Source organism: Mycobacterium sp. (assembly GCF_049647605.1).
Lineage (GTDB): Bacteria > Actinomycetota > Actinomycetes > Mycobacteriales > Mycobacteriaceae > Mycobacterium.
On the sequence record NZ_JBARXZ010000129.1, the window covers coordinates 1 to 16810 of the forward strand.

Annotated in this window: 20 protein-coding genes; 4 read left to right on the forward strand and 16 right to left on the reverse strand. The window is 65.9% G+C overall.

Annotation, left to right across the window (positions count from 1 at the left end; genetic code table 11):
- The 4 genes from WBB07_RS17125 to WBB07_RS17140 form a co-directional block, all read right to left on the reverse strand.
- A partial coding sequence (locus WBB07_RS17125) for an SAM-dependent methyltransferase (RefSeq protein WP_526309594.1) occupies positions 1–228 on the reverse strand: 228 nt, incomplete at its 3' end.
- A gap of 15 nt (positions 229–243) precedes the next feature.
- The gene (hemC, locus tag WBB07_RS17130; protein ID WP_526309611.1) at positions 244–1170 is read right to left on the reverse strand and encodes a hydroxymethylbilane synthase; all 927 of its coding nucleotides are present in this window, start codon (positions 1168–1170) and stop codon (positions 244–246) included.
- 21 nt (positions 1171–1191) lie between these two features.
- A complete protein-coding gene (locus WBB07_RS17135; protein ID WP_526309595.1) occupies positions 1192–2562 on the reverse strand; it encodes a glutamyl-tRNA reductase in 1371 nt (456 codons plus the stop codon).
- 135 nt (positions 2563–2697) lie between these two features.
- Positions 2698–2964 carry a glutaredoxin family protein gene (locus tag WBB07_RS17140; RefSeq protein ID WP_526309596.1) on the reverse strand — a complete coding sequence of 89 codons (267 nt, stop codon included), beginning with the start codon at positions 2962–2964 and terminating at the stop codon, positions 2698–2700.
- Positions 2965–3048: 84 nt separating this feature from the next.
- Between WBB07_RS17140 and WBB07_RS17145 the strand changes: the two genes are divergently transcribed.
- Genes WBB07_RS17145 through WBB07_RS17155 form a run of 3 tightly spaced genes read left to right on the forward strand, consistent with a single transcriptional unit; the run spans position 3049 to position 5417 of the window.
- Entirely contained in the window at positions 3049–3945 is an 897-nt protein-coding gene (locus WBB07_RS17145) for an HAD family hydrolase (RefSeq protein ID WP_526309597.1), read from the forward strand.
- 57 nt (positions 3946–4002) lie between these two features.
- Positions 4003–4503: an FAS1-like dehydratase domain-containing protein gene (locus WBB07_RS17150; protein ID WP_526309598.1), complete on the forward strand. Its 501-nt coding sequence runs from the start codon at positions 4003–4005 to the stop codon at positions 4501–4503.
- Between the two features lie 11 nt (positions 4504–4514).
- Complete coding sequence (locus WBB07_RS17155; protein ID WP_526309599.1) at positions 4515–5417, forward strand: cyclopropane mycolic acid synthase family methyltransferase; 903 nt, start codon at positions 4515–4517, stop codon at positions 5415–5417.
- A gap of 48 nt (positions 5418–5465) precedes the next feature.
- Here the strand turns inward: WBB07_RS17155 and WBB07_RS17160 are convergent, their stop codons facing one another.
- From WBB07_RS17160 to WBB07_RS17195, 8 genes are all read right to left on the reverse strand, one after another.
- A complete protein-coding gene (locus WBB07_RS17160; protein WP_526309600.1) occupies positions 5466–6557 on the reverse strand; it encodes a lysophospholipid acyltransferase family protein in 1092 nt (363 codons plus the stop codon).
- 33 nt (positions 6558–6590) lie between these two features.
- Positions 6591–7679, reverse strand: a complete 1089-nt coding sequence (locus WBB07_RS17165; protein ID WP_526309601.1) for an SDR family oxidoreductase — start codon at positions 7677–7679, stop codon at positions 6591–6593.
- Between the two features lie 132 nt (positions 7680–7811).
- Positions 7812–7913: a 30S ribosomal protein bS22 gene (locus WBB07_RS17170; RefSeq protein WP_003402602.1), complete on the reverse strand. Its 102-nt coding sequence runs from the start codon at positions 7911–7913 to the stop codon at positions 7812–7814.
- A gap of 149 nt (positions 7914–8062) precedes the next feature.
- Positions 8063–8323 carry a helix-turn-helix domain-containing protein gene (locus tag WBB07_RS17175; protein ID WP_526309602.1) on the reverse strand — a complete coding sequence of 87 codons (261 nt, stop codon included), beginning with the start codon at positions 8321–8323 and terminating at the stop codon, positions 8063–8065.
- 139 nt (positions 8324–8462) lie between these two features.
- On the reverse strand, positions 8463–9347 hold the full coding sequence (gene proC, locus WBB07_RS17180) for a pyrroline-5-carboxylate reductase (RefSeq protein WP_526309603.1): 885 nt from the start codon (positions 9345–9347) through the stop codon (positions 8463–8465).
- Positions 9348–9553: 206 nt separating this feature from the next.
- Positions 9554–10399, reverse strand: a complete 846-nt coding sequence (locus tag WBB07_RS17185; protein ID WP_526309604.1) for a sugar phosphate isomerase/epimerase family protein — start codon at positions 10397–10399, stop codon at positions 9554–9556.
- A 22-nt stretch (positions 10400–10421) separates the two neighbouring features.
- The gene (locus WBB07_RS17190; RefSeq protein ID WP_526309605.1) at positions 10422–11465 is read right to left on the reverse strand and encodes an Rv0497 family membrane protein; all 1044 of its coding nucleotides are present in this window, start codon (positions 11463–11465) and stop codon (positions 10422–10424) included.
- The gene (locus WBB07_RS17195; protein WP_526309606.1) at positions 11462–12478 is read right to left on the reverse strand and encodes a Ppx/GppA family phosphatase; all 1017 of its coding nucleotides are present in this window, start codon (positions 12476–12478) and stop codon (positions 11462–11464) included. The genes WBB07_RS17190 and WBB07_RS17195 overlap by 4 nt, the downstream gene beginning before the upstream one ends.
- 85 nt (positions 12479–12563) lie before the next feature.
- Here WBB07_RS17195 and WBB07_RS17200 point away from each other — a divergent pair, with 85 nt between their 5' ends.
- Complete coding sequence (locus WBB07_RS17200) at positions 12564–13358, forward strand: DUF3109 family protein (RefSeq protein ID WP_526309607.1); 795 nt, start codon at positions 12564–12566, stop codon at positions 13356–13358.
- An 89-nt stretch (positions 13359–13447) separates the two neighbouring features.
- Here WBB07_RS17200 and regX read toward each other — a convergent pair whose 3' ends face one another.
- From regX to WBB07_RS17220, 4 genes are all read right to left on the reverse strand, one after another.
- A complete protein-coding gene (gene regX, locus WBB07_RS17205) occupies positions 13448–14134 on the reverse strand; it encodes a two-component sensory transduction protein RegX (protein ID WP_526309608.1) in 687 nt (228 codons plus the stop codon).
- A 49-nt stretch (positions 14135–14183) separates the two neighbouring features.
- Positions 14184–15368, reverse strand: a complete 1185-nt coding sequence (locus WBB07_RS17210; RefSeq protein ID WP_526309609.1) for a sensor histidine kinase — start codon at positions 15366–15368, stop codon at positions 14184–14186.
- A 147-nt stretch (positions 15369–15515) separates the two neighbouring features.
- Positions 15516–16262, reverse strand: coding sequence for a phosphoglyceromutase (locus WBB07_RS17215; protein WP_526309610.1), 747 nt, complete (start codon positions 16260–16262; stop codon positions 15516–15518).
- Positions 16263–16274: 12 nt separating this feature from the next.
- Positions 16275–16790, reverse strand: coding sequence for a YbjN domain-containing protein (locus tag WBB07_RS17220; RefSeq protein ID WP_526309612.1), 516 nt, complete (start codon positions 16788–16790; stop codon positions 16275–16277).
- Positions 16791–16810 lie beyond the last annotated feature (20 nt).

Below are 16810 nucleotides of genomic sequence, written 5' to 3' on the forward strand. Positions count from 1 at the left end.
GCTGCGCTTCTCCGGCGCCGGCGCCGGGCCAGAAGCCGGCGGCAGCTCGGAGCCGGCGAGCGCCAGCACTGGTTCGGGCACATCTGGATCGATGAACACCAGCGCCGCGTTCACCAGCACGGAGCGCGCCCGCGTTGTCAGCAGGCCCGGATCCCCGGGTCCTGAACCGACAAACAGGATGCGTCCTGGCTTCGCCTTGCGGCCTCGACCACTAGATAGGGAGGTCATGCGTGACTCCTGCTCTCATCGCGTGTCCGACATGAGTTCGCGCGCACCCAGTTCCAACAACTCCGTGGCCACCGAGAGCCCAAGCTCGTCGGGCCGGCCGGGAGCGCCGATACCGGATGCGCGGATCACGTCGGATCCGTCCACCGCCGCCACACATCCACGCAACGACAGTTCGTCGAAGACCTGGCCGTCCTCATCGATTGACTCGACCACTTCAGCGATCGCGCCTACCGGTGCGGAGCAGCCTGCCTCCAGCTTGGCGAGCAAGGTTCGCTCTGCGGTGACCGCGACCCGGGTGTCTACGTCGTCCAACAACGCCAACGTATTCACCAGGTCGATATCACCGGCGCGGCATTCCAGTGCCAGTGCCCCCTGAGCCGGCGCCGGCAACATCTGCACCGGCTCCAGCGTCTCGGTGACAACCTCGAGGCGTCCGATGCGAGCCAACCCCGCTCGAGCGACCACGATGGCGTCCAGATCACCACTGCTTACCCTGTTCAACCTGGTATCTAGGTTGCCTCTTAGGGGGCGGATTTCCAAACCGAGACCCAGTGCTCTAAGCTGCGCAGCCCGCCGCAGGGACGATGTGCCGAGCGTCGAGCCGGCCGGCAACTCCCCCAGCACCAGCCCGTCACGGGACACCAGGGCGTCGCGAGGGTCCGCACGGCGCGGTACCGCAGCGATGACAAAGCGGGGGTCCTGCGCGGTCGGCAAATCCTTGTAGGAGTGCACAGCCATGTCGACCTCGTCGTCGGCGATCGCCTCGCGGAGGGCGGCGGTGAACACCCCGACCCCGATCTCGGCGATCGGCGCCGACGATCGGTCCCCTGCGGTGGAAATGATCACCAACTCGGCAGGGTGCCCCGCTGCGATGAGGGCGTCACGGATGGTCCCGGCCTGCGTCGTCGCCAGCAGACTGCCACGGGTACCTATGCGGATCACGGCGTTGGTATCCACCAAGACCTATTCGGCCACCTCAGGTTGTGGGCCGTCGTAATCGGTTGGTATCAGCGGCAATTCGCCAGCCGATGCCACCGCGTCGACAGCCGTCGGATCTAACTCGAAAAGTTCGCGCAGCGCCTCGGCATAGCTGTCGCCACCCGGGGCACTCGCCAACTGCTTGACACGGACAGTGGGAGCGTGCAACAGCTTGTCCACAACCCGGCGCACCGTGTTTGCCACCTCGTCGCGATGTGCGACCTCCAGCCCCGGCAACCGATTGTCCAACCGCAGCAACTCGGCCTCCACCACATCGGCGGCCCGCCGACGCAGTGCGGTCACAGTCGGGGTGACCTCCGACATCCGCTGGCCGGCCAAATAGTTGGCAACCTCGAGCGCCACCATCCGGCGGGCGGCGTCGGCATCGGAGGCGGCTGCCCTCGCCGAGGGCTCCCGCTGGATCCGGTCCATGTCGACCAGCCACACGCCGGGCAGACCCGCCACGGCCACATCGACATCCCTGGGCATCCCCAGATCGCAGATCACCAACTGGTGGTTTTCTCCGGCACCCGAACGGTGAGCCAGCGCGTGGTGGATATCGGCCAGCGACACCACCGGGCGCACCGCGCCGGTACTGCTGATCACCACGTCGACGTCACCGAGCGCGACGGCAACTTCGTCAAGACTGAATGCGCGGGCGTCGACGCCCTGTTCGCACAGATTCTCGGCCAGGCGGTGCGCCCGCGGCATCGACCGATTCAGAACATGCACCCTGCCGATACCGGCCCGCACCAGATGGGCGGCCGACAGCGCACCCATCGAACCGGCGCCGATGACCGCAGCCGTACGCCCCGACAACCCGTCGAGTCGGGCGTCGGCCATGCCGAGCGCCACCGAAACCACCGACGCGCCCGCGGCGTCGATACCGGTCTCCGAATGCACCCGTTTACCCACCGACAGCGCCCGCTGGGCCAACTCGTGCAAAGTCCGGCCCACGGTGTGGTTGGCCTCGGCGGAGGCGTAGGCGCGGCGCACCTGGCCGAGCACCTGCTGCTCACCGATGACGGCCGAATCCAACCCTGAGGCCACCGAGAACATGTGTTCGACGGCCGCCTCGGCATACCGGACGTAGGCATATTTGGTCAGATCGCCCATCGACATCCCGGAGTGCTCGGAGAGCACCTGCCCGATCACCGACAGGCCGCCGTGGAAGGCATCGACGACGGCATATATTTCGACCCGGTTGCAGGTCGAGAGCACTATCGCCTCCGACACCAACGGTGACTGCAACATCTGGTCGATGATCTTGGCCTGGTCGGACTCGTCGGTGGAGAGTTGCTCCAGAACCGACACCGGTGCGCTGCGATGCGACACCCCGAAAAGCAAGACACTCACAGACATGCCACCAATCGAGGAATCACCCAGCACGCTCCCTTGCCGCCAACGGTGAAATGTTCTTGCCAACCACAGCACAAACCGTCATTCACGGTAATCGTTACGGTGCGGGCACACCAAATCAAGCGCCGTACGTCACGTATTCCTGGCTGCCAGGTCGGCACGTAACTGAGGCTCGTCGACATCCCAGTAGCTGTGTTCGACACCGTCGAGCAGCACCACCGGCAGCCGGTCCCCGAATTCGGCCCGCAGCGCACTGTCTCCCGCGGCGGCCAGGGCGTCGACATCGACGGTCGTCAGGTCGAAATCCAGTTCGCCCGACAGTTCGGCCAACTGCTCCCGGACCCGTACGCAGATACTGCAGCCATCCCGCGTCAGCAATTCCACCTGTGCCCGACTCACCGGATTAGTCTCCCACTCGCGCCGAGGTCCCGGCCCGGTCAGTAGGGTGATGCTGCGGACGGTAGCGCAGGAAGGGGGTCCGCGATGCTCGGGCGCCACGATGACGGTGCACAGGGAGTCGCGGGCGAGGCCAGCGCCGAGCGCGGCACGCAGGGCCTCTCGGAGGACGAAGCCGCCGTGCTGCCCCCGGAAGCCGACCAGCCCCTCCCGCCGCCCCCGGATCTGACCGCAGCCGCGTTCTTCGACGTGGACAACACGCTGGTACACGGTTCGTCGTTGGTGCACTTCGCCCGCGGTCTGGCCGCCCGCAAGTACTTCACCTACAGCGATGTCGTGGGCTTCGTCTATGCGCAGGCCAAGTTCCAGCTCACCGGCCGGGAGAACAGCGACGACGTAGCCGAGGGCAGACGCAAGGCGCTGGCCTTCATCGAGGGTCGGCCGACAGCCGAGCTGGTGGCGCTCGGCGAGGAAATCTACGACGACATCATCGCCGACAAGATCTGGCCCGGCACCCGGGCGCTGGCCCAGATGCACCTGGACGCCGGTCAGCAGGTGTGGCTGGTCACCGCGACGCCCTACGAGCTGGCCTCGACGATCGCCCGCCGTCTCGGGTTGACCGGGGCGCTGGGCACCGTCGCCGAATCCGTCGACGGTGTGTTCACCGGCCGGCTGGTCGGCGAAATCCTGCACGGCACCGGGAAGGCCCACGCGGTGCGGGCACTGGCCATCCGGGAAGGTCTCAACCTGCGACGCTGCACCGCCTACTCGGACAGCTACAACGACGTGCCGATGCTCACCCTGTGCGGCACCGCGGTGGCGATCAACCCGGACACCGATCTGCGGGACCTGGCCCGTGAGCGTGGCTGGGAGATCCGCGATTTCCGCACCGCACGGAAAGCCGCCCGGATCGGCGTCCCCTCCGCACTGGCCCTCGGGGCCGCCGGTGGGGCGCTGGCTGCGGTCGCGTCACGACGACGTTAGTGCCGGGCTTGATAGGCTGCGCCGCTGAACACCAGTGCAAAGGACGCGTCACCCGCTATGGCCATTGCTGAAGAGATCATCGGCACGCATTACCGCTACGACGACTACTTTGTGGTCGGCCGGGAAAAGATCCGCGAATTCGCCGCCGCGATCAAAGACGACCATCCCGCGCACTTCGACCCGCAGACGGCAAAAGAGCTCGGCCACGACGACCTGGTGGCCTCCCTGACGTTCATCGCGGTCGCCGGGCGCCGGGTTCAGCTGGAAATGTTCAAACAGTTCGACGTGGGCATCAATCTGGCGCGGGTGATCCACCGCGATCAGAAGCTGAAGTTCCACCGACCGATCGTCGTCGGCGACAAACTGTATTTCGATTCCTACCTGGACTCGGTGACGGAGTCCCACGGCGCCGTGATCGCCGAACTGCGCAGCGAAGTCACCGATGGCGACGGCTTGCCGGTGCTGACCACGGTGGTCACCATGCTGGGAGAAGCTGTGAGCGAGGCGGACACCGATGCACAGGTTGCGGCAATTGCATCGAGGATCGTCGGAGCATAGTGTCGGCGCCTATGCCCCAGGCCAGCGAACGACTACCAGGCAGTGCCCTCACCCCTCATTTTCAGGACGTGCAGACGCATTACGACCTGTCCGACCAATTCTTTCGACTGTTCCTGGACCGCACTCAGACCTACAGCTGCGCCTACTTCGAAGAAGACGACTACACGCTGGAACAGGCACAGATCGCCAAGATCGACCTCTCACTCGGCAAATGCGATCTGAAGCCGGGCATGACACTGCTCGATGTCGGATGTGGCTGGGGCGCCACCATCCATCGCGCGGTGGAAAAGTATGACGTAAATGTCATCGGCCTGACGCTCAGCGAGAACCAGCATGGCCATGTACAGCAGATGCTGACGGACTCGGATGCGGTGAAGCAGTCCGGGCGCAGCGCTGAAGTGCGGCTGCAGGGCTGGGAAGAGTTCGATCAACCCGTCGACCGGATCGTCTCGATCGGCGCGTTCGAGCACTTCGGGGATGACCGCTACGACGCTTTCTTCGAGAAGGCATACAAGGTGCTGCCCGACGACGGCGTGATGATGCTGCACACCATCGTCAAGCCCAGCGACGCCGAGTTCGCCGATCGCGGCCTGCCGCTGACCATGACAAAGCTGAAGTTCTTCAAGTTCATCATGGACGAGATCTTCCCGGGCGGACGGCTGCCGTTCGTATCCGACGTCGAGGGCCACGCCGTCAAGGCCGGTTTCACCGTGCAGCGGGTTCAGCCGCTGCGCATGCACTACGCGCGCACGCTGCGGATCTGGGCGGACGCGCTGGAAGCCCGCAAGGACGAGGCCATCGCCATCCAGTCACAAGAGATCTACGACCGGTACATGCGATATCTGACGGGCTGCGCGGAGCTGTTCACCGAGGGTTACACCGACGTCTGCCAGTTCACCCTGACCAAGGGCTGAGGCTCTCCTCCCCCGCTCGTACCTCGCGGCATCGTCGCCCGGCAGGTCTCAGCCGAAAAACATGTTCCGTCGGCCGGCCAGCAGTTGATACAGCGTGTGCTGGATGGTCTCGCGAACGTTGTCGGTCAGTTCGAAGGTGACCATTGGGTCATCGGCAGCGGCATCGTCGTAATCGGCCGTCGGGATGGGCGTGCCGAAAGCGATGTGCCACTTCGACGGCAAGGGCACCAGCCCCAACGGACCCGCGAGCGGAAACAGCGGTGTCACAGGGAAATACGGCAGACCCAGCAGCCGCGCCAGCAGCTTCACATCGGTGAGCATGGGGTAGATCTCTTCGGAGCCGACGATCGAACACGGCACGATGGGCGCCTTGGTGCGCAGCGCCGCCGAGACGAACCCGCCGCGGCCGAACCGCTGCAACTTGTAGCGGTCCTTGAACTGCTTGCCCAGCCCCTTGTACCCCTCCGGGAAAACCGCCGTCAGCTCACCTCCGGCCAGCAGCCGGTGTGCATCCGCCGTGCATGCCATGGTGTGCCCGGCCTTACGCGCCGCGTGGCCCAGCACCGGTATGTCGAACACCATGTCGGCAGCCAGCAATCGCAGGTCCCGGTGCGCGGGGTGGTGGTCGTGGACGGCGACCGAAGCCATCAGGCCGTCGAAGGGCAGCACCCCGGCATGGTTGGCCACCACCAGGGCGGCGCCCGTTTCCGGCAGATTCTCGATACCGCTGACCTCGACCCGGAACCAGGACCGGAAAAACCATCTCAGCAACGGCAGAAACACCGCGTCGTTGAGGTGACGGTCGAAGCCGAATTCGTCGACGACATAGTCGCCGGTCAGTCTCTTCCGGGCGAATTCAGCGACCGCGGCAATACGCTGCGCGAGTTCGTTGGGGATGTCGGCGGTGTCGAAATCGGCGACGGACCCGGCGTCCGCAGCGCTGGTCGCGCCGCGACGGGCGTAAATGTCTCGGACCACTGCGGCGAACTCTTCGGCCGATGGATGTGAGTTCGGATCGGAGAGCAGGGATGGGTGCCGGCGCGCGGCATCAGCACGCAGCCCGACCCGCCGGGATGTCATCGCACGACTCGAATTGCTGTGCAGCGGTATGACTTTCGCTTTGGGCTCACCACTTGCCATGACCACCCCCTCCCCGCATGGTTGAATACATCGCTAGGCCCCCCACCGCTGCGCCGCTGCCACGGCACGACTCTCCACCGAGCGTACCCACCGCGCGTCGACAATCGGAGTCAAACCTCGCCCACGGACGTAGTCGTCGAAGGCTTCCAACGTCGTCCATTTGGGTTCGTATCCGAGCTCGGTGCGCATCCGTGTGATGTCCATGACCCGGCCATAACTAATGTACGCCAATTGGTCACGGTTGAGCTCGGCGCCGCCGGCGGCGCGCAACAGCGAATCCATCGCACGCACCCCGATCGTCGGCAGTGGCATCGGCAACCGACCCGACCGACGGATTGCCTGCGACATCATGATGATGCCGCTGGCGCCCACGTTGAAGGTGCCCGGCTTACCGGCGACCGTGGCGTGTTCCAGAGCGCCGAGCGCGTCCTGTTCGTGTAGCAGTTGCAGACGCGCGTCACGGCCCACGACGGTGGGCACCACCGGGCCGGCCAGGTATCGCGACAACGCAGTGTCCATCGCCGGACCGATCATGTTGGCCAGCCGCAGCAGGGTCACCGCGATGTCGGGGCGACGGCGCGACAAGCCGCGGGCATAACCTTCGATATCGATGCTGTCGCGGCCGAAGCCGTCCCGCGGCGGGCGCACACTGTTGCTGCCCTCGGTGAACAGCACCGGGTCATGGGGGCTGGAGCCGTAGACCTCGGAGGTGGATTTCAACACCACCCGACGCACCGACGGCGCCTTCTGGCAGGCGGCGAACAACTGCATGGCGCCCATGACGTTGAGCTCCTTCAACGTCGCGTGCCCTCCTGAGCGCGGAGCGTAGGAGGCAGCAGCGGCATGCACCACGGTGTCCACTTTGCCGTTACGAATCACTTTGGCGATGAAGGGGTTTCGAATATCGGCGCGGACGAATTCCGCCCGGCCCATTCGGCGCAGCATGTCCTTGCTGGGCGCCACCGCGTCAACGGCGATGACACGCTCGATGGATTCATCGGAGACGAGTCGAGCGGTGAGATAGCCACCCAGAAACCGGCATGCCCCGGTGACCAACACGACGTTGGGCGGGTGTACCGGACTCTTGGCTCCGTCGGTGTTACCGTCGCCGCCCGATTCCATTCAGCTAGATTACCGGCCGGTCACGCACCCGGCACGACTACCGAACTACCGCCAGGAAACACAAACCCGGCGCACAGAAGACGCCACAGAAAACGAGTGCGGGCCCCTGCGGACCCGCACTCGTTGGTGGACTTACTTACCGAGTTTTCTGCGCTGCACCCGTGTACGACGAAGCAGCTTGCGGTGCTTCTTCTTCGACATGCGCTTGCGGCGCTTCTTGATGACTGAACCCATGTACTCCGCTGCCTACTACCACGCGCTCTGCGGCGCGTTCACCGACACGACTGAACCCGGCCACCTTACCGAAAGGGTGGCCTTCTACGGAAAACAGGGCCGAAAAGAGCCGCTCACAGCCGCTCCGAGACCCTGATTCCGGCCTCCGATCAACCTGCGTCGAAGTACGACGTCTCCAGCAGATCGTGGACCGCTTTGGCATGAACGCGGAACGAGCGTCCAACACGCACTGCCGGCAGTTCGCCGTTGTGCACGAGTCGGTACACCGTCATCTTGCTGACCCGCATCAGCGCAGCTACTTCGGCGACAGTGAGGAATTGAGCTCTGGCAGCAGGCTGGCCATCACTGGCGCCACCGTCCCGCTTACCACTGCCTGCATCTCGTGCCGACGGCCCGTTCATAGACGTCATCGCAACCCAATCAATCAGGCACGGCCAGTTCCAGCGGCTTCCCCACCGCTGGTACGAACACGCGCTTACAACGAGGAGAATAGCGGGGCAGATGGGGTTACTGCGACGGGTGTGGGGTATTCCCTGGAAATTGCCTGAACTACTCGGGTGTAATTCCGAGCTGCTCAGAGCGCGTTTTTGCCGCGGTGACGGCTTGGGCCACCGCTGCCCGCAAACCTCCCCGCTCCAGCTCGCGCAACCCGGCCGCCGTGGTCCCCCCCGGCGAGGTGACAGTCGCGCGTAGCTGAGCAGCCGTGGTGTCCACACCGGACCCGAGGCCCGGCACCGCGGCCTGCGCGGCCTCTCGGCGCCCGTCGTCGATGCGCTCCAGCAACATCGCCGCCGAGCCTGCCATGGTCTGCACGGCGAGGTCGGTGGCCACCGACCGATGCAGTCCGGCATCGACCGCGGCGTCGACCAGAGCCTCCACCATGAGGAAAAAATAGGCAGGGCCCGACCCCGATACCGCGGTGACCGCGTCCAGCTGACTCTCTGCCACCGTCAGCACCCCACCGACACAATCGAAGAGCACCGAAACCTCGCGGAGTTGCTCGGCGGAGGCGAAGCGTCCACCGGCGATCGCGGTCACTCCCCCACCCACCAGAGCGGGAGCATTCGGCATGGCCCGCACCACCGGCGAACCGGCCGGCAGCCGGGACTCGTAGTACGCCGTGGACACGCCCGCAGCGATCGACACGATCAGCTGCTCGGCAGCATCGCTGTCAGCCTCAGACGCCGCCTCGGCGACCTCGTCGATGACCGACTCCACATCCGTCGGTTTCACCGCGATCACAACGTACTGAGCATGCTCGGCGGCTTCGCGTACCGAGGTGACAAGCACCGAGTACTTCTCCGAGAGGTATTTGGAGCGCTCGGGCGAGCGCTCGGACACCACGAGATCCTTCACCTGCCGGCCGGCCCGCAACAGGCCTGCCAGCAGCGCTTCGCCCATGTTGCCGCCACCGATTATCGCAATTCTTGCCATGCCGGAACCCTAATGCGCTCCCAGACCACCCCGAGCCACGAGGCAGGGTGAGCGCGAGCACAGTGACCGCGGACACCGAACAGGAGGCACGGACCCGTCGAGGCGCACGCCGGAATGGGGCCCAGCGGCCGCGGCACGGGAAGTTCAGGCGTTCCGCGGGTGGATACCGCCGTGCGGCTGGGCGCCGGAGAGCAGCGGCAAACACGTCACCGCAGCAGGTGCGTTCTGGCGAACGTCAGCGACTCGGACAGCAGGCTCTCCCGCTCCTCCACCGACTTGGCACCGGAGGTGGTGACCTCCAGGATCACGTGCCCGGAGAAGTCACTAGCCGCCAACATCTGGCAGATCTCCACCGTCGGCTGGTCACCCCGGCCGGGTACGAGGTGCTCATCGGTGGACGCACCGCTGCCGTCGCAGAGATGCAGATGCACCAGTCCCTCACCCATCCGCTGCGCCATCTCGAGGGCATCGGTGCCGGCGGTGGCGGTGTGGGACAAATCCAGGGTGTAGTGGGCATGGCCCCCGTCGAGCGGATCGTAGGACGGGGCAAACGCCGAGATGCCGACGCCCGGCCCACCACCGCGCTTACGCATCCGTTCGATCGACGACTGACCGGTACCGAAGAACCTGTCAGCCCGGAACGGGAACATGTTCTCCACCGCCACCAGGACGTCGCTGCCCGCCTCCAGCTTGGCCACCTGCTCGGTGAACCCTTCGGCATACCGTCGCTGCCACCGGAACGGCGGATGCACGACGACGGTCTGGGCGCCGAGCTGTTCGGCGGCACGGACACTACGTTCGAGTTTCGAGATCGGGTTGGCTCCCCAGACACGTTGCGAGATCAGCAGACACGGCGCGTGCACCGAGAGCACCGGCACGTCATAGCGGGCCGACAGCGTCTCGATGGCCGCGATGTCCTGGCTGACGGTCTCGGCCCAGACCATCAACTCCACACCGTCGTAGCCCAGCCGCGCGGCGTACTCGAAGGCGGCCTCGGTCCGCAAGGGATAAACCGAGGCCGTGGAAAGTCCGACCTTGATCGCTGGGCGCACCGGGTGATCGCCTAGCGGGTGCTCAGCTGGCTTGCCACAGCGCCAACGGGCCGAAGGCCACCAGGGCGCCCACGGCGACAGCGGTCAGCGTGCTGCCGATGTCCTCGGTCTTGCGCACGATGCGGACACCGACGACCAGACCGAGGATGACCAGCACGCCGAGGACCAGCGCAACGATGCTGTTCCACTTCCACAGCTGGTCGAAGGCGATGAACAGCCCGGCACCGAAGGCCACTGCCACGATGGACTGGACCGCGATCAGCAGGCCGCGCACCGCCAGCTGGCGTCGCGTCGGGCGCTCCGCCAGGTCGCCGGCGTCGACAACACGCACCTCGCCGGCCGAATCGGAGTCGGAGACCTCGAGAGCCTCGGCGACCTCGAGATCGTCACCGACCACCGGATCGCTGTCCTCGGAGCCGCGCCGTGCCAGATCGTCGGCCACCGTCTGGCCGCCGAACAGCGGACCGCTGGTGGCCCGCAGATACGTCTGCAGATAAGAGTCATCGCCGGTGGCCCCGGCAGCGCCGATTCCGAGCTCGTCGGGCTGCCCGACAAGCTCCTCGACCGCGGTGTCCGCCGTGCCAATGGTCTCCGCGACGGCGGCGTCCTCGTCGATGGCATCCTCGACGGTCGCTTCCGCGACGATGGCGTCGTCGACCAGCGGGTCGGGGCTCATCATCTCGGCGCTGCGCTGATCGGTTTTACGGGCCACCATCGGGTAGTGGCTGCGCTCCGGCTTCGTGGCGGGACCGCGCCGGGCAACCGGCACATCGGCCAGCTCGGGACGCTGCGGCGGGCGGCTCTCCTCGGCCGGGTTGCTGGTGGGCGGTTCGGCCGCGACGACGGGACTGCCCTCGACCGTCGCGGTGTCGCCGGCGTCCACCGGGCTCTCGGTGACGATCGGGATCTCGCCGGTGAGTTCGGCAACCGTCACGGCGTCGCTGTTACCGCGCCGACGTCGGCGCCTGCCCCCCGGAGGGGCGGCGCCGATGGTGCCGTTCTTGGCCAGCAGCTCGGCGACCGAAATCGGCCGGGTGCTGGCGTCGCTGTCCTGTGGTCCCGTCATCGTTTATTGCCTCTCGGCCGGTTCTCACGCCGATCCTCGGCACGGACCTGCGCATCCCGCACCGGGGTCTCCACCAAGGCTGTTCCGTCTGCTTCGCTGTCGAGTTTGCGCAGGATCAACCCCTCACGTAGCGCCCACGGGCAGATGTCCACCGATTCGATCGACAACGCACGCATGGTTGCCTCCGCCACCAGCGCACCAGCAACGATCTGCGGGGCGCGCTCGCTGCTCACTCCTTCCAACTCTGCACGGTCAGCCGCGGTCATCCTAGAGATGAACGCTATGAGCTGCCTAAGACTGTTGGCCGTCAGCGTGCGCTTCACCCGCGGCCCCGCACCCGAGGGCGCGGCCCCGGTCAGCCGGGCCAGTGATCGGAATGTCTTCGATGTCGCCACCGCGAGATCCGGGCTGCCCGCTTTCAGCAGGAGCGCGCTGGCATCGGACAACTCACTGTCCAACCAATCCCGCAGCGCGCCGACGGTACGCCTGCTCGGCGGGTCGTCGGGCAGCCACTCCCTGGTCAGCCGGCCCGCACCCAACGGCAAGGACAGCGCTGCATCCGGTTCCTCGTCGACACCGTTGGACAGCTCCAGAGAACCGCCACCGATATCGATGTTGATGATGCGTCCGGCACTCCAGCCGTACCAACGGCGCACCGCCAAGAAGGTCAGCCGGGACTCGTCGACACCGGAGAGCACCTGCAACGCCACGCCGGCCTCGGCCCGCACCCGGGCGATCAGGTCCTCGGAGTTCGTGGCGTCACGCACCGCCGACGTGGCGAACGCCATCAGCTCCACGCACCCCGAGCTCGCCGCGATGCGGGAGAACTCGTCGATGGTGGTGACGAGCTTGTCGGCACCCTTGCGGGTGATCTTGCCCGTGGTGTCGATGGCCTCCGCCAAGCGCAGCGCAGCCTTGGTGGAACTCATCGGTGTCGGATGCCCTCCACGGCGCGCATCAACCACCAACAGGTGAACCGTATTGCTGCCCACATCGAGCACGCCCAATCGCACGCTCCCAACCTATACCCCGGCCGGCGTGCGCCACGGCCACGTCCCGCGCCACGGCACCGCCCGTTTTCCACTACCGTGGAATGCCGTGACTGCCTGGCACCCCGACCATCCCGGAGAAGTGGATCTGGACTTCCCCAGGGAGTGGGTGGAGTTCTTAGACCCCGACAACTCCGAGCACATGATCGCCGCCGACATGACATGGCTCTTGTCGCGGTGGACATGCGTTTTCGGCACCCCTGCCTGCCAGGGCACCGTCTCCGGCCGCCCGGACGACGGCTGCTGCAGCCACGGAGCTTTCCTGTCCGACGACGACGACCGCGCGATGCTCGACGACGCCGTCAAGACACTGACGGCCGACGACTGGCAGTTCCGCGACAAAGGCCTGGGCCGCAAGGGTTATCTGGAGCTCGACGAGTACGACGACAAACCGAATCTGCGCACCCGGAAGTACAAGGGCGCCTGCATCTTCCTGAACCGCCCCGGATTCAAGGCCGGCGTCGGGTGCGCGCTGCACACCAAAGCACTCAAGCTCGGCGTGGAACCGCTGACCATGAAGCCCGAAGTGTGCTGGCAGCTGCCGATCCGGCGCACCCAGGACTGGGTGACCCGGCCGGACGGAGTGGAGATCCTGAAGACCACGATCGGCGAATACGACCGTCGCGGATGGGGTTCCGGCGGCGACGACCTGCACTGGTACTGCACCAGCGACCCGGCCGCCCACGTCGGCAAGAAGCAGGTGTACCAGTCCTACCAGCCCGAGCTGACCGAACTACTCGGCGAGAAGGCGTACGCGGAACTTGCCGCAATGTGCAAGCGCCGCAGCGGATTGGGACTGATAGCTGTGCACCCGGCGACGCGGGCCGCCGAGTCACACACCTGAGCAACCGCCCCATCCGCCTCGGCGACCGGGCTACCCTTCCAACCCAGCCCGCTCTCCCCGGCTCGTTCCTCGCCGCCTCGGCGACCGGGCTACCCTTCCAGCTTGTACCCCAGGCCCCGCACCGTCACCAGGTGCGTCGGGCTTGCGGGGTCGGCCTCGATCTTCGAGCGCAACCGTTTGACGTGCACGTCCAAGGTCTTGGTGTCGCCCACGTAGTCCGCACCCCACACCCGGTCGATCAACTGTCCACGGGTGAGCACCCGGCCACTGTTGCGCATCAGATACTCGAGGAGGTCGAACTCCTTGAGCGGCAGCGTGATCGGCTTTCCGTTGACGCTGACGACGTGGCGTTCCACATCCATGCGGACCGGACCGGCCTCCAGCACGCCATCGGCCAGCCCCAGATCGTCGGCTTCGCCGCCGCGGCGCAGCACCGCGCGGATCCGGGCGATCAGTTCGCGAGCCGAGTACGGCTTGGTCACATAGTCGTCGGCCCCCAGTTCCAGGCCCACCACCTTGTCGATCTCGCTGTCGCGGGCGGTCACCATGATCACCGGCACACTGGAACGCGCCCGCAACTGCTTGCAGACATCAGTGCCGGACATCCCGGGCAGCATCAGATCCAGCAGCACGATATCGGCTCCGGCGCGGTCGAACTCCGCCAAAGCCGAAGGTCCGTCTCCCACCACGGTGGCCTCGAACCCTTCTTTGCGCAGCAGGAATGCCAGGGGATCGGCGAGCGACTCCTCGTCCTCCACGATCAGCACGCTGGTCATCGACGTCATCTTTCCTCTCGGTCATGGACAAAGCCAGGAACAAAACGGGTTAGCTGGATGGGCTTTCGTCGTCGTCCATATCGTCATGGCCCTGCCACGCCGGTATGGACAGGGTGAACGTCGACCCGGTGCCGGGCTGACTCCACACCCGAATCGAACCGTTGTGATTGGCGGCAACATGTTTGACGATCGCCAGCCCCAAGCCGGTACCGCCCGTCCCGCGGGAGCGCGCCTTGTCGACCCGGAAGAACCTCTCGAACACCCGCTCCTGATCGGCCTGCGCGATCCCGATCCCACGATCGGTCACGGCGATCTCGATGTTGTCGCCCCTGCGACGCCGGCTCACCGAGACCGTGGAACCGTGCGGTGAGTAAGCGATCGCGTTGGAGATCAGATTGGCCAATGCCGTAGCCAGCAACGGGTGACTCCCCAGCACCTGCAACCCGGTCGGTGCATCGGTGGTGATCTCGATGTCGGCGTTGTCGGCCGCCACTTTGTAACGCGAAAGAGCCTCGGCCACAACGCCGTCGATGTCCACCGGCTCCAGGTCAGGCACCGGTTCGGCGCCCTGGAGGCGGGACAGCTCGATGAGCTCGCCGACCATGTTGGCCAACCTGTTGGATTCCGAGAGAACCTTTCCACCGAAATGTCGCACCAGCTCGGGATCTTCCGGCGACGACAGCAGCGCTTCGGCCAACACCCCCATCGCCCCGACCGGGGTCTTGAGTTCGTGGCTGACGTTGGCCACAAAGTCTCGGCGCGTGGCTTCCATCCGGGCATGCTCGGATTGGTCGTCGACGTAGATCACCGCAAAGCGGGTGTCGTCCTCGGCCAGCAACCGGACCTGGCCGCGTACCGACAGCCCGGAGCGGCCCGACATGCTGGGCCGGCGCGGGGACAGGTCCACCACCCCCGGCTCACCGGTGGTCAAGGTGCGCTGCGCGGCAGACCAAGCACGATCATCGAGCAGGCGGTCCCGCACCACACCGAGCTCGGCCGCCTGCTCGTTCATGAACACCACGTCGCGGTAGATGTCGACGACGACGATTCCCACCGGGGCGAGGGTGACCAGGCGCTGCAGCATCTCCGAGACGGTGATGCCCGATGCCAGCGCCGCGACGCGCTTGCGCCGCTCGAGCAGCGGGGTGACCAAATAGACACCGATGGAGATGCCGGCAGTCAAGGCTGCCAGGGCACCTACCCCGACGACGATGACTGCCGAAAGCACACTCACGCGAAAATCGTACGCACTTCAGTGAACGCCATCCCAGCAGCGTGCGGCCAAATCGGGACAAGTCACAGACTCACATCCAGGTGTTTCATTCACGTTAACCTGAGTTCAGCTTCTGTTCGCCCGCTGCTTGCCCGGTGCCGGGCAAACCTACTTGGCGCCCTGGCTGGCCACTGCTGCGGCGCCCGCCGCGGCGGCCTCCGGATCGAGGTAGGTGCCGCCGGCAACGATCGGCTTCAGGTTCTCGTCGAGGTCGTAGCGCAGCGGGATGCCGGTGGGAATGTTGAGTCCCACGATGTCCTCGTCGGAGATCCCGTCGAGGTACTTGACCAGAGCGCGCAACGAGTTGCCGTGCGCCGCGATCAACACCGTCTTACCGGCCCGAATATCGGGGGCGATGGTCTGTTCGAAGTAAGGCACGAACCGGGCCACCACGTCGGCCAGGCACTCGGTCAGCGGTCCGCCACCGATATCGGCGTAGCGCGGATCGGCGTCCTGGCTGAACTCGCTGCCCTTCTCGATTGCCGGCGGCGGGGTGTCGTAGCTGCGCCGCCACGACATGAACTGCTCCTCGCCGTACTTCTCCTTGGTCTCGGCCTTGTTGAGGCCCTGCAGCGCGCCATAGTGCCGTTCGTTGAGCCGCCAATCGCGGTGCACGGGGATCCAGTGCCGATCCGCGGCGTCCAGAGCCAGGTTTGCCGTGGTGATGGCGCGGCGCATCAGCGAGGTGTACAGCACATCCGGCAGCACCCCCTGTTCCCGCAGCAGCTCACCGCAGCGAACCGCTTCGGCCCGGCCTTTCTCGGTGAGATCGACGTCCACCCAGCCGGTGAACAGGTTCAGCGCGTTCCATTCGCTCTCGCCGTGACGAAGCAGGATCAGGGTCGATTCAGCCATGGGGTCAGTCTCTCACGCGCCCCGATCACCTTCATCGTCGATGAGGTGGGCGAACGCCTCCAGGTTCTTCAGCGACTCGCCCCGCGATACCCGCCACTCCCACTCCTTCTGGATGGAGGTGCAAAAACCCAACTCCAGCAACGTGTTGAAATCCTGGTCGACGGCCTCGAGCACCTGTCCGAGCACCCGATCGATCTCATCGGGGGTCACCGACTCCAGCGACATCCGGCCGACGAGGTAGATGTCACCGGTGTTGTCCAAGGTGTAGGACACCCCGTAGAGCCGGCGGTTGCGTTTCAGTAGGAACTTGTAGACGCCCTCGAAGTTCTCGTCGGGTTTACGGCAGACGAACGCCTCCACCCGCACCGAATGCTTACCGATGCTCAGCAGGGTGTTGGTCTTGAGTTTGCGTTCCCCCGGCAGCTCCACGATGAGTCCCGGCAGGCCACCACCGGCACCCGCGTGCCGCGTGTAGACCAGTTCACGGTCGTCCAGCGCGTGCTCGATGACCGTCTGGATATCCGTCATGCACGCACCCCGCGCCGGCG

What these genes read in the sequence shown, in the direction of transcription:
- WBB07_RS17145 (WP_526309597.1), top strand. Translation starts at nt 3,049, where the DNA reads ATGCTCGGGCGCCACGATGACGGTGCACAGGGAGTCGCGGGCGAGGCC.
- WBB07_RS17150 (WP_526309598.1), top strand. Translation starts at nt 4,003, where the DNA reads ATGGCCATTGCTGAAGAGATCATCGGCACGCATTACCGCTACGACGAC.
- WBB07_RS17155 (WP_526309599.1), top strand. Translation starts at nt 4,515, where the DNA reads ATGCCCCAGGCCAGCGAACGACTACCAGGCAGTGCCCTCACCCCTCAT.
- WBB07_RS17160 (WP_526309600.1), bottom strand. Translation starts at nt 6,557, where the DNA reads ATGGCAAGTGGTGAGCCCAAAGCGAAAGTCATACCGCTGCACAGCAAT.
- WBB07_RS17165 (WP_526309601.1), bottom strand. Translation starts at nt 7,679, where the DNA reads ATGGAATCGGGCGGCGACGGTAACACCGACGGAGCCAAGAGTCCGGTA.
- WBB07_RS17170 (WP_003402602.1), bottom strand. Translation starts at nt 7,913, where the DNA reads ATGGGTTCAGTCATCAAGAAGCGCCGCAAGCGCATGTCGAAGAAGAAG.
- WBB07_RS17175 (WP_526309602.1), bottom strand. Translation starts at nt 8,323, where the DNA reads ATGACGTCTATGAACGGGCCGTCGGCACGAGATGCAGGCAGTGGTAAG.
- proC (WP_526309603.1), bottom strand. Translation starts at nt 9,347, where the DNA reads ATGGCAAGAATTGCGATAATCGGTGGCGGCAACATGGGCGAAGCGCTG.
- WBB07_RS17190 (WP_526309605.1), bottom strand. Translation starts at nt 11,465, where the DNA reads ATGACGGGACCACAGGACAGCGACGCCAGCACCCGGCCGATTTCGGTC.
- regX (WP_526309608.1), bottom strand. Translation starts at nt 14,134, where the DNA reads ATGACCAGCGTGCTGATCGTGGAGGACGAGGAGTCGCTCGCCGATCCC.
- WBB07_RS17215 (WP_526309610.1), bottom strand. Translation starts at nt 16,262, where the DNA reads ATGGCTGAATCGACCCTGATCCTGCTTCGTCACGGCGAGAGCGAATGG.
- WBB07_RS17220 (WP_526309612.1), bottom strand. Translation starts at nt 16,790, where the DNA reads ATGACGGATATCCAGACGGTCATCGAGCACGCGCTGGACGACCGTGAA.